The organism is Brevibacterium sp. AGC70, from assembly GCF_057334195.1.
Window position 1 is genome coordinate 77,123 of record NZ_JBHFIH010000006.1, and the last position, 12,313, is coordinate 89,435.

Consider the following 12,313-nt stretch of genomic DNA (forward strand, 5'->3'; position numbering starts at 1 on the left):
CCACAGGTTCACCTGAGGTAAATACCCCGGTCGCCGTCACCAGACCCACAGAATACTTACCCGAGGGACAACTCATCGTGATCTGTCTCACTAAAGTTGTTGACAGGAGTGTCTAATCGAGTAAAGATGTTCAGCATTGTCGAAAGCGATCGCCCCGCAACTCTCGAGTTCTTTGGGTGTCAGAAAATCGAATTGCATCTGAAACGAGGAACCACTGATGTCAGAAGGCCAAGCAAACCCGATTCTGGATGGGACGAAGCTGCCCCGCAGGGAGCGGAAAGCTCTCAAGAAGAAGCGCTTAGAGGCCGACCACTGCATCGTGATCGAGAAGAAATCCATTCGCACCGCAATCGGCGGCACCACGGTCGGCAACTTCATGGAATGGTTCGACTTCGGCGTCTACGGATACCTGGCCGTCACCATGACCACGGTCTTCACAGAAGGCATGGACAGGCAGATGGGCCTGCTCGTCACCCTGTTCGGCTTCGCGGTCTCCTTCCTCGTCCGTCCACTCGGCGGCATGGTCCTCGGCCCACTGGGTGACAAGATCGGGCGCCAGAAGGTCCTCTTCTTCACCATGGCCACCATGGCCACTGCCACTGCGCTCATCGGCGTCCTGCCCACCGCGGCCCAGATCGGCCTGTGGGTGATCATCCCTCTTTACCTGCTCAAGATGATCCAGGGATTCTCCACCGGCGGCGAATACGCCGGCGCGACCACCTACGTCTCCGAGTTCGCCCCGGACAAGTCGCGTGGATTCTGGGCTTCCTGGCTCGACGTCGGCTCCTACCTCGGCTTCGCTGCCGGTGCAGGCACCGTCGCCATCACCACCGTCATCTCGACGAGCATCGCAGGTGAGACCGCCATGGTCGACGGCGGCTGGAGGATCCCGTTCCTCATCGCAATCCCACTCGGCGCCGTCGCCATCTGGTTCCGGCTGAAGATCCCCGAGACGCCCAGCTTCGAAGCCTCCGTGGCCGAGGGCCTCGATGTGAAGGTCAAGAACGACAAATACGCTCGCCACGGCCTCATCGGCGTCGTCCGTCATTTCTGGAAAGAGATCCTCATCGGCATCGCCATCGTCGCCGGATCGCAGACGGTGGGCTACGCCCTCACCAGCTTCATGCCGACCTACCTCGAGGAGACGGTCAAGGTCTCGAACGTCCAAGCGGCAGTAGCCACCATTCCGGTGCTCGTCGTCATGTCACTGTGCCTGCCGCTGATCGGGCGCCTGTCCGACAAGATCGGCCGTAAGCGGGTCTTCCTCATTGCCGCGGGAATGACGATCGTACTGATGGTCCCGGCATTCGCGGTCATGCAGATCGGCCAGATGTGGGCCGTCATCGTCGCGCTGTTCATGGTCGCTGTGCCGGCCGGCTTCTACATCGCCTGCCTCGCATCGACGCTGCCGGCCCTGTTCCCGACGGCGTCGCGCTATGGCGCCATGGGTCTGACCTTCAACATCGGAGTCTCCCTGTTCGGCGGCACGACGCCGCTGTTCAGCCAGGCTCTCATCGATCTCACCGGGAACTCGTACATGCCGGCGTTCTACATCATGTTCTTCTCGGTCATCGCCTTCGCAGCGGTGCTCCTGATGAAGGAATCGGCGCACAGGCCGCTGCTCGGATCATTCCCGACTGTGGAAACTCACGAGGAGGCCGTTGAACTCGCGGCCGGCCAGGATGACAACCCGGATCTCGATCCGGACACCATGCCGATCCCGGTGGTGAAGGTATGATCCCGGATCGCGAAGGTGTGTTCCCGGTCATCTGCAGGCCCGACCGACTGCCCTGACCGACCAGCCTGACCAACAGCTCAGACCATCGCCGAGGCGGTCGTCCCCTGACCGGGGTCGGCCGCTTCGCCGTCTGTATCGCTTGGCCGGTGTTCGTCCGCGGCTAATCATCTGTCTCCATTCGTCCGCTGTCTCGCTCGGACTAGAGGTCCTCGGCCCGCCTGAAGTAGAAGAGGTTGTCAATGACCAGGGCCCGAGCCTCGGCGCAGCGGCCGGCCTCGATGAGCCCGACGAGGTCGACGATCTGCTGTGCCGATTCGGCATCGACGATGGCGGCGATCGGATGAGCCGCGAAGACACGCGACTGGTCGCGCAGCCGCAGACTGATGTCGGCCGCCCGGCGACCCAGACCGTGTTCGAGCAGATGCTCGTGAAAGAGACGATCGGCAGTCATGAAGCCGATCGTGTCTTCCTCAAGCGCCGCTGCCAGCGCCGCCTCGGCGTGCCGGCGAAGATCGCCGAGCGCGGACGCACTCGCTGCCGGATCCTCGCCGGCCCGGGCACACAGGGCTTCGACCGCGGGCCCCGCGAGCAGGGCCCTGATGCCGATGATCTCCTCCAAGTCCTCTCGCGTGACCGGCACTAGGCGGAAGCCGCGGTTCGGCACGGCTTCCACTGTCCCTTCGGCAACGAGAGACATCATGGCCTCTCGGACGGGGCTCAGAGACATACCCAGCTGCTTGGCCAATCCCGCGGCCGAATAGATCGTGTCCTCGGCGAGATCCCCGGTCGTGATCGCATGGCGGATGACGACGAGTGCGTGCTCCCTCAGCGTCGGGGCCGTCTCGGGACGAGCCGGGATCGATGTGTGAGTGCCCGATGCGTGACTGCCCGCCGCCGGGCGCTTCGCTTCAGGTGCTCCGGATTCGCTGGTGACCAAGATTCTCCTTCGATGACTATTGACAGCATAACCACGACGGCCCACGATTGAGTGAAGTAATCGGTTATCGACTACTCTCATGTCGATCACGTCGGGATGAGCTCGTCGACACCTCGGTGTGGTTCCTGCGAAGTGACCACTGTCGTTCCTGCGAAGAAGGAGGAACCATGTCCCACGATCCTCTGCTCCAGCCCTTCACCTTGGGCCCGGTGCAGCTCAAGAACCGCATCGTCTCCACCGCGCATGAGCCGGCCTATACCGAGCTCGGCATGCCCAAGGACCGCTACCGTCTCTACCACCGAGAAAAGGCCCGCGGCGGGGTGGGACTGACGATGACGGCCGGCTCGGCCATCGTGTCCAAGGACTCCCCCGCCGCCTTCGGCAATGTCGACCTCTCCACCGACGAGGTGATTCCCTGGTTGTCCGCCATCGCCGATGACTGCCACGCCGAGGGGGCCGCAGTGATGATCCAGCTGACCCACCTCGGCCCGCGCAACTCGAACTTCACCGCCGACTGGCTGCCGCTGATCTCCTCGAGCCGCCACCGCGAACCCACCCACCGGTCTTTCACCAAGGCCATGGAGGACTTCGACATCGAGCGGGTGGTCGAGGACTTCGCCGCCGCGACGGCGCGGGTCAAGGCGGCAGGATTCGACGGGTTGGAATTCCTCCACACCGGCCACCTCGTCGACTACTTCTTCGCCTCCCGCTTCAATGAGCGCGAGGATGAGTACAACGGTGACCTCGCGGCCCGGATGCGCTTCTCGCTCCAGATCATCGACGCGATGCGCGGCGCTTCGGAGGGACTCGCCCTCGGCGTGCGCATGTCAGTCCTCGAACAGATCGAGGACGGCATCACCGAAGAAGCCTCCATTGCGGTGCTCAAGGAGTATGCCGCCCATGGCGTCGACTTCCTCAACCTCAACGTCGGAAGCATCAGCTCCGACAAAGAACTCGCGGAAGCGATCCCGGGCATGGGCACCCCCTCGGCACCCTGGCTCGAGACCTGCCGTCGCATCCGCGAAGCGATCGACATCCCCGTTCTCCACGCCGCTCGGATCGCGGATGCACCCACGGCCCGGTTTGCGATCGAGGACGGCTGCGTCGACCTCGTGGGCATGACCCGGGCCCAGCTTGCCGACCCCTATCTGGTGAAGAAGATCGAGGAGAAGCGGGAGGATGACATCCGCCCGTGCGTGGGGGCGAACATGTGCCTCGACAGCATCTACACCTCAGGTGCTGCGACGTGCATCCACAATCCCGCCAGCGGGCGCGAAGCCGATCTGCCACAGGAGATCACCCGCGACGTCGAGTCCGGCCCCAAGCACGTCGTCATCGTCGGCGCCGGTCCCGCCGGCCTCGAAGCCGCACGCGTGGCTGCAGTGCGCGGGCATCGGGTCACCCTGCTGGAAGCCGACTCTGCGGTGGGCGGTCAGGTGAAGATCGCCGCTCGCTCCCAGCGCCGCCGTGACCTCATCGGCATCATCGACTGGCGTGAGCAGCAGTGCCGCAAGCACGGCGTCGACATCCGCGTGGATACCTTCGCCGAGGCGGACGAGATCCTCGCGCTCTCACCCGATGTCGTCATCGTCGCCACCGGAGGCGTCCCCGATGCCGGCTACCCCTTCCGCGAGGAGGGACCATCATTCGATGTCTGGGACGTCATGGATGACAACCTGCGCAATAAGTCCCGTGTCCTCGTCTTCGACGACCATGGCTTCTATCCGGCCCTCGACGCCGTCGAACACCTGGCCCGCAACGGTCAGGAAGTGACCTACGTCAGCCCCGAACGCACCATCGGCGTGGACGTCGGATCGATGAATTCCCCCGCTTATCTGCAGGTGTTCTCCGAATTCGGAGTCACGGTCCACCTCGGCGAGCGACTCGCGGCGAAGCCGACGATCAACGGCAAGCTGATCACCGCACGACTGCGCAATGACTACTCGGGCATCGAGACCGAGCTCGAGACCGACGCCGTGGTCGTCGATTTCGGAACCACACCCAACGATGATGTCTACTTCGATCTCAAACCGCATTCGAGCAATCACGGTGAGATCGACATCGATTCCTGGATCCACGGTCGCACCCAGCCGGATCGCGAAAGCGGAGCGATCCCACCCTCCACAGCAGGAGCTGCCTCCGCAGGCACCGCCGAGGCGAGCGCCCCCTTCGCGCTCTATCGGATCGGTGATGCCGTCGCCTCCCGTAATGTCCACGCCGCCGTACTCGAGGGCCTGCGCGTGGGAATGGGCCTCTAGGCAGATGAGCGGACAGGCCACGATCACCACGATCGACTATCACACCGGAGGGGAGCCTTTCCGGATCGTCGCCGATCCCCCTGTGGAGATCCCGGGTTCCACTGTGGCAGAGAAGCGAATGAACGCGATCGGCAGCGAGGCGATCGACGGACTGCGCCGACTGCTGGTCTTCGAGCCGCGTGGGCATGCCGATATGTACGGCGGATTCGTCACTGCCCCCGATGACGACGGTGCCGACTTCGGAGTCCTGTTCTGGCACAAGGACGGATTCTCCACTGCCTGCGGCCACGGGACGATCGCTTTGGGAACATGGGCAGTCGAATCCGGATTGGTGAGCGCTGCTGAATCGGGGGCCACCGATGTCGTCATCGACGTCCCGTCGGGCCGTGTCACCGCCACCGTCCACACCGGCCCCGACGGCGAAGTCACCTCGGTCGACTTCATCAACGTCGCCAGTCGAGTCATCGCATCCGACATCGAAATCGATATCAGCTGCGATGACGAGCCGCCGAAGACCACGATGGACGGAGGAGAGCCCAGCTCCGGTCGACAATCGATCAGCGTCGATCTCGCATGGGGAGGCGCGCTCTATGCCTGCCTGGACGCGGACCGAATCGGCCTCACCGTCGTGCCGGAGAATCTCAACGAACTCATCAGCCTCGGACGTCGGGTGAAGACGGCGTTGGCCGACCATCCGCTGTCACAGCATCGCAGCGACAGCAGACTGAACGGGGTCTACGGCACCATCATCGTCAATCGCCTCGGCCTAGGGTCAGGTGGTGAGCTCCACCAGCGGAACGTGACCGTCTTCGCCGACGGCCAGGTCGACCGCTCTCCTTGCGGGTCCGGGACGGCGGCGCGAATCGGCATTCTCCACGCCAGCGGCGAACTGGCAGCCGGCCAGACGCTGCTTCACGAGTCGATCATCGGCACTCGATTCCGAGCAAGTGTCCTCGACGAGGTGAAGGACGGCATCATCCCGATCATCGAGGCGAGCGCGCACAAGGTCTCCACCTGCACGTTCGTCGTCGATCCCCGCGATGAGCTGGTTCCGGGCTTCGTTCTGCGCTGAAAGAGCCCGACCCTCTGCTGTCGGAATAACAGCGACACTGCGCGTATGAACCTCTCGGCAAGCCCATCTGCCGGTAAAGTTCTTTCGGCGGAGTATTGTGAGCTGCGTCATATAAAGGTAGATTGAACATACCTTTACGCATCGATGGAGAGAGCGAACGTGGGCAAATACATCGCCAGGCGCATATTTCTCATGGTTCCCATCGTCCTCGGCGTTGCCACACTCTCGTTCGTACTCATGCAGCTCGCTCCCGGCGATCCTGCCGCTGCCTACCTCGGTGACAAAGCCACCCCGGAGGCGGTTGCCCAGCTGCGGCACGCATGGGGACTCGATCAGCCGTTCCTCATTCAGTACGTCCAGTTCCTCGGCGGACTGGTCATCGGCGATTTCGGCCCGTCATTCATCTTCCAGACCTCCGTGCTCGAGCTGCTCAAGCTGCGCATGCCTGCGACTCTGATGCTCATGCTGGTCTCGGTCATCTTCGCCCTCGCCATCTCCATCCCGATCTCGCTGTGGGTGGCAGCGACCAAGAGCCCAACCGCGGCGATCGTGTCCAGAATCTTCACCGCCACGGTCCAGGGGATGCCCGCATTCTTCGTGGGCACCCTGTTGATCTTGGTTCTCGGAGTGAATACGGGACTGTTCCCTGTCGGCGGATATGGGCGCAACCTCGGCGAGCATCTCTATTCTCTGGTGCTGCCTGGGATCGCGGTCGCACTCACAATCTGCCCCGTCCTCATCCGCAGCCTGACCGCGGCGCTCAACGACTCGTTGTCGGCCGAGTACACGAACTTCGCGATGTCCAAGGGCCTGAGCCGGTCGAAGACGGTGACGAACTATGCGTTCCGCAATGCCGGAATCACGGGGATCTCGATTCTCGGCATCCAGGTCGGGCATCTTGTCGGCGGTGCTCTCATCGTTGAGAACGTGTTCGCGATTCCGGGCGCCGGTTCACTGCTCATGCAGTCGGTGCTGGCCCGTGACTACAACGTCGTCCAGGCACTGACCGTCGTCTTCGGCGTGCTCGTCGTCCTCGTCTATCTGCTCACCGACATCATCTACAGCGTCGTCGATCCGCGCGTACGGTTGGGAGGCTGAGCATGTCCGTCGAACCTCTTGCGTCCCAGACCTCGCCCCAGGCCCGCTTCACGTTGCCGCTGCCGGCGTTCCTGCGGCGGCACAATCTGCAGCTGTGGATCGGCCTGGCCATCATGAGCATCATCATTGCGATCCTGGCGATCGGGCCGCTGTTCGTCACTGCCGATCCGAATCGGCAGGACCTCCTCAACGCCTTCGGCCCGTCCTCTCTCGCCCACCCTATGGGCACGGATCAGCTGGGTCGCGACATCCTCTCCCGCTTTCTCAACGGCGGACGAGTCGATCTCATGGTCGCCGTCATCGCCGTCATCGTGCCGTTCATCCTGGGCACCGCACTGGGAGCCTTGGCGGGATATTTCGGCAGGTGGGTCGACGTCGTCATCATGCGCCTGGCCGATATCGTCTCGGCCTTCCCCTTCTACGTCCTCGTCATCGTGCTCGTTTTCGTCATGGGCAACGGCATGGCCAGCATCTTCGTCGCCATCAGCCTCGTGTCCTGGGTCGCCTACGCCCGCATCGTCCGCGGTGAGGTCCTTGTGCTGCGTGAGGAGGAGTTCATCTCCGCCTGTCGCGCCAGCGGACTCTCGACTCCGCGCATTCTCGCCCGACATGTCGTCCCGAACACCGTCAGCCAGGGAATCATCTACGGAATGAGTGACATCGTCCTCAACATCGGCGTCGTCGTCACCCTCAGCTTCTTCGGCATGGGCATCGTCCCGCCGACAGCAGACTGGGGCCAGATGATGAATGACGGCCAACAGTACATGGGCACCGGCAACTACGGACTCATCCTCTGGCCCGGCTTCGCCGTCGTCCTCGTATCCCTGGCGTTGGCGCTCATCGGTGACGGCCTGACCAACATCCTGAAGCCGAAGAGGTGAACCATATGAGTCCCGAACCCGCGACGCCCCAGCCCAGTCAGTCACAGCCCGGGCAGGCCCAGCCACTGCTCGAGGTCGACTCGCTCACCGTCGACATCGACGGGGAGGTCGGCAAACACCGGATCCTCGACGATGTCTCGATCACCCTTGAGCCCGGAGAGCCGATGGGCCTCGTCGGCGAATCGGGGTCAGGGAAGTCGATGACCCTGCGTACGATTCTCGGAATGCTGCCGCCGGCGGCCACTGTCGTCGACGGGGAAGTCAGATTCCGGGGGAGGAACATCCTGACCTCGGGCAGCGGCCGACGCTACGACCAGAAGGTGCGCGGCACCGGAATCTCGATGGTGTTCCAGGAGCCGGCGATCGCGCTCAATCCCGTGATGAAGGTCGGACGCCAGATCACCGATGCCATCGCCGAGCGCAAGGGCCTGTCGAAGCGTGCGTCTCATGACCTCGCGATCGAGCTCATGGACCGAGTCGGCATTGCGAACCCGGAACGTCGTGTCTCGGACTACCCGTTCCAACTCTCCGGGGGCATGCGACAGCGCGTGATGATCGCGGCCGCTCTCGCGCAGGAGCCGGAGATACTCCTCTGCGACGAACCCACGACCGCATTAGATGTCACGATCCAGGCTCAGGTGCTCGATCTGTTTCGCACGATGCAGCAGGAGAAGGGTCTGGGTCTGCTCTACGTCACCCATGATCTAGCCGTCGTCGCGCAGCTGTGCACGAGCATCAGCGTGATGAAGAGCGGAAAGATCATCGAGCACGGGAATCTGCAGAGAATCTTCGACGAGCCGCAGGAGGACTACACACGCAGACTCCTGTCAGCGACTCCTCGTATCGACGATGGAGTACAGCTGGAGAGGGCGACATGACCACACGACTGCTGGCACAGGGCGACGACGACTCCCGCCCAGGCACAGGTTCCCGGCCGGTCTCACCATCAGGTTCCGGGCCGGTCTCACCTTCGGGTTCCGGGCTCAGAGCCGAGAACATCACCGTGACCTTCGGTCGGGGGGAGCGAGCATTCACCGCCGTCGATGACGTGAGCATCGACGTCGCCCCGGGTGAGATCGTCGGCCTGGTCGGAGAGTCAGGCTCCGGAAAGTCCACGGTCTCCCGCGTCATCTGCGGTCTGCAGCGCGATTATTCGGGCACAGTCTCCTTCAACGGCCAGGAGCTCGAGTCGAAACGCAGCGCGAAGCAGTGGCGGGTCGTCCAGATGGTGTTCCAGGATCCCTTCGCCTCCCTTGATCCCCGGTACACGGTGCGCAGCACCCTGTCCGAGGTGATCAGGCACCATAAGCTCGCCTCGGGAGCAGCCCTGAAGCGCAGGTGCGCCGAACTCATGGACATGGTGCGCCTGCCGGTCGAATTCCTCGACCGGACTCCCACCGCCATGTCCGGCGGTCAGCGCCAACGCGTGGCCATCGCCCGAGCACTCGCGGTCCAGCCCGAGGTGATCGTGGCCGACGAGGCGGTGTCCGCCCTTGATGTCAGCGTGCAGGCAGAGATCATCGCTCTCTTCGCTCGGCTGCGTGAAGAGCTGGGACTGTCGATCCTCTTCATCTCCCATGACCTGGCGGTGGTGAAGAGCCTGTGCGAACGTGTCTGCGTCATCCACAACGGAGTCCTCGTCGAGAGCAGTTCGACAGCCGAGATCTTCCACAACCCTCGTGAGGACTACACGAAGACCCTGCTCCACGCCATCCCCCGGTTCGACAGTGCCTTCCTCGATCGGAGTCCGAAACGGCGAACCACCTCGGCGAGCGAAGGAGGCCGGTGATGTTCGGCAAGCGCACGTCCAGATTCCTCGCCGTCGTCGCCACGTCGCTGCTGATCCTCACCGGCTGCGGATCGGGCAATGAGGAGGCGCCTGCCAACGGGGGCGACCTCATCTTCGCTCGCGGCAAGGACGCCACCACCCTGCTGCCGCCGACCACGACGCAGAATGCCGATATCTGGACTCTGCAGCAGGTGTACGAGACGCTGACGCTGAACAAACCCGATGGGACCGGAGTCGTTCCGGGTCTCGCGACGGACTGGAAGGAGTCGAAGGACAAGCTCTCGTGGACGTTCGATCTGCGTGAGAACGTGACGTTCCACAGCGGCAAGGAGCTCACGGCCGATGACGTCGTCTTCTCACTCAACTACGCGCGGGACGCAAGCGACGACGCCAATCTCTGGGCCGGGGAATTCGCCCTCATCGACGACGTCAAGAAGGTCGACGACTCCACGGTCAAGATCGAGCTGTCCAAACCATGGGGACCGCTGCCCAGCTATATGGCGCTGTTCGCCGCCGCGATCTACCCGAAGGACTTCGGCGGTCACGATGCCGAATACATGGCGACTCATGCCGACGGCACGGGACCCTTCAAGGTCGATTCCTGGTCGAAGGGGCAGAGCCTCAAGCTCGTGCGCAACGACGACTACTGGGAAGAGGATGTGCCGAATCTGCACTCGGTGACGTTCAATGTGGTCTCCGAGGACAACACCCGAAGACTCCAGCTCCAGGGCGGTCAGGCCCACATCGATGAGGAGCCTGCCCCCTTGAGCATGAGCACCATGGACCGGTCACAGGATGTCTCGGCCACCGCCTTCGAATCGACGAAGATCCTATACTTCAATCTCAACAACACCGTCAAGGGTCTCGACGACCCGAAGGTGCGCCGGGCGATGTCCTATGCGGTCGACCGGAAGTCCGTCGTCGATGTCGTCTATGCCGGCTACGCGGATCCGGCAAGCTCCTTCATCTCCCCTGGTCTGACGGGCCATGCCGAGGGCATCACCGGCGGCGAGTACACCATGGACAAGGCCAAGAAGCTCATGGCCGAATCCGACCACGCGGAAGGGCTGGAGATCACCATCCAGATCCCTTCCGGCGTGGCCGACCGCGAACTGCTGGCACAGATCGCCCAGCAGTCCTGGCAGGACCTCGGGATCACGGTCCATGTGCAGAAACTCGACGATGCGACCCTGGTGACCAACCGCACCAACGGCGACTTCGAAGTCCAGGTCGGCTATGCCACCTCCGACGTCTCCGACACCTCGCAGATGATCAACTTCCTCGCAGTCACCGACGACTCCGGCATCCGCTCCGGTTACGGCGATCCCGACGTCGAGAAATGGTCGACGCAGGCTCTGGCCGAACCCGATCCGGACAAGCAGAACGAGCTCTACGCGAAGATCCAGCAGAAGGTCGCCGACGACGCCCCGATCATCCCGGTCGCCTACCAGAAAGCGCTGTACGGAATCAGCAGCGACGTCGTCGACTTCAAACCCTATGTGCTGGGAACCTACGGGCTGCGGGAGACCAAGCTCACGCAGTAGATCTCGCAACCGCGGGCTGAGAACTCAGTGCTCGAGGATGATCTTTCCGGTCGTCGCCCGGGATTCGAGTGCCGTGAAGGCCTCGGCCACTTCGGCGATGGAATAGCGGGCGCCGATGCTCACCTTGAGGTCTCCGCTGCGGATCCACGCGAAGATCTCATCTGTACGGCCGCGGATCTCATCTGCGGTGCGGACGTGGTCGGCGACGGTGGGGCGGGTGAGGAAGAGCGAGCCCGAGGTGTTGAGCGTGTTGACGTCGACCGGATCGACCGGGCCGCTGGCGTTGCCGACGACGACGATCGTGCCCCGGGTGCGCACGGCCTTGAGATCATCGTCGAAGGTGGTCTTGCCGACGCCGTCATAGATGACGGTGGCGCCGATACCGTCGGTGACCTCCAGGGTCTTATCGGCGAAGTCCTCGTAGCCGAAGACATGGCTCGCTCCGTTCGCTCGGGCGATCTCGGCCTTCTCCTCTGAAGATGTCGTGCCGATCACCGTCGCGCCCTTGAGCACGGCAACCTGAGTGAGCAGCTGGCCGAGACCCCCGGCCGCCGCGTGGACCACAACGACGTCGCCCGAGGTCACTGGATGCGTGTCCGTGGTCAGGTAATGTGCGGTGATGCCCTGCATGAGAGCAGCCACCCCGGTCTCATCGTCGATGTCATCGGGGATCGGAACCGCTTTGGCCGCCTGGACGAGGGCGAACTGCGAGAAGCTTCCCTGCCCACCAGCCATCCAGCCCACGCGCGTTCCGACCTCGAAACCCGTGACACCGTCGCCGGTGGACACGACCCGACCGACCCCTTCGACTCCGGCTCGAAAGGGCGTGGGCAGAGCCGCACGGCGCTGGACGACATCGAGGAAGTTGACCCCCGAGACACTCAGTTCGACGAGGATCTGGCCCTCGGCGGGTACCAGTTCCTCGTTGTCCACCTGCGCGTAAGCCTCTGGACCACCATGCTGCTCAACCTTGATGAATGTCATCTTCGCCCCCTT

10 protein-coding genes are annotated in these 12,313 nt (G+C 63.3%); 8 read left to right on the forward strand and 2 right to left on the reverse strand.

Features of this window, described 5'->3' with window-relative positions; genetic code table 11:
- Window positions 1-217: 217 nt before the first annotated feature.
- Window positions 218-1,738 carry an MFS transporter gene (locus tag ACE03M_RS04370; protein WP_485932870.1) on the forward strand — a complete coding sequence of 507 codons (1,521 nt, stop codon included), beginning with the start codon at window positions 218-220 and terminating at the stop codon, window positions 1,736-1,738.
- A 199-nt stretch (window positions 1,739-1,937) separates the two neighbouring features.
- Here the strand turns inward: ACE03M_RS04370 and ACE03M_RS04375 are convergent, their stop codons facing one another.
- The gene (locus tag ACE03M_RS04375) at window positions 1,938-2,675 is read right to left on the reverse strand and encodes a GntR family transcriptional regulator (protein ID WP_485932871.1); all 738 of its coding nucleotides are present in this window, start codon (window positions 2,673-2,675) and stop codon (window positions 1,938-1,940) included.
- A gap of 167 nt (window positions 2,676-2,842) precedes the next feature.
- Here ACE03M_RS04375 and ACE03M_RS04380 point away from each other — a divergent pair, with 167 nt between their 5' ends.
- The 7 genes from ACE03M_RS04380 (at window position 2,843) to ACE03M_RS04410 (ending at window position 11,317) form a co-directional block, all read left to right on the forward strand.
- The gene (locus tag ACE03M_RS04380; protein ID WP_485932872.1) at window positions 2,843-4,933 is read left to right on the forward strand and encodes an oxidoreductase; all 2,091 of its coding nucleotides are present in this window, start codon (window positions 2,843-2,845) and stop codon (window positions 4,931-4,933) included.
- A 4-nt stretch (window positions 4,934-4,937) separates the two neighbouring features.
- Window positions 4,938-6,005 carry a proline racemase family protein gene (locus ACE03M_RS04385; RefSeq protein WP_143924009.1) on the forward strand — a complete coding sequence of 356 codons (1,068 nt, stop codon included), beginning with the start codon at window positions 4,938-4,940 and terminating at the stop codon, window positions 6,003-6,005.
- A gap of 159 nt (window positions 6,006-6,164) precedes the next feature.
- The gene (locus ACE03M_RS04390) at window positions 6,165-7,103 is read left to right on the forward strand and encodes an ABC transporter permease (RefSeq protein WP_485932873.1); all 939 of its coding nucleotides are present in this window, start codon (window positions 6,165-6,167) and stop codon (window positions 7,101-7,103) included.
- Window positions 7,104-7,105: 2 nt separating this feature from the next.
- On the forward strand, window positions 7,106-7,984 hold the full coding sequence (locus ACE03M_RS04395; RefSeq protein WP_485932874.1) for an ABC transporter permease: 879 nt from the start codon (window positions 7,106-7,108) through the stop codon (window positions 7,982-7,984).
- A gap of 5 nt (window positions 7,985-7,989) precedes the next feature.
- Window positions 7,990-8,862, forward strand: a complete 873-nt coding sequence (locus ACE03M_RS04400; protein WP_485932875.1) for an ABC transporter ATP-binding protein — start codon at window positions 7,990-7,992, stop codon at window positions 8,860-8,862.
- Window positions 8,859-9,773, forward strand: coding sequence for an ABC transporter ATP-binding protein (locus ACE03M_RS04405; protein ID WP_485932876.1), 915 nt, complete (start codon window positions 8,859-8,861; stop codon window positions 9,771-9,773). The genes ACE03M_RS04400 and ACE03M_RS04405 overlap by 4 nt, the downstream gene beginning before the upstream one ends.
- The gene (locus ACE03M_RS04410; RefSeq protein WP_485932877.1) at window positions 9,773-11,317 is read left to right on the forward strand and encodes an ABC transporter substrate-binding protein; all 1,545 of its coding nucleotides are present in this window, start codon (window positions 9,773-9,775) and stop codon (window positions 11,315-11,317) included. Before ACE03M_RS04405 ends, ACE03M_RS04410 begins: the two co-directional genes overlap by 1 nt.
- Window positions 11,318-11,341: 24 nt before the next feature.
- Here the strand turns inward: ACE03M_RS04410 and ACE03M_RS04415 are convergent, their stop codons facing one another.
- Window positions 11,342-12,301, reverse strand: coding sequence for a quinone oxidoreductase family protein (locus ACE03M_RS04415; RefSeq protein WP_485932878.1), 960 nt, complete (start codon window positions 12,299-12,301; stop codon window positions 11,342-11,344).
- Window positions 12,302-12,313: the final 12 nt, after the last annotated feature.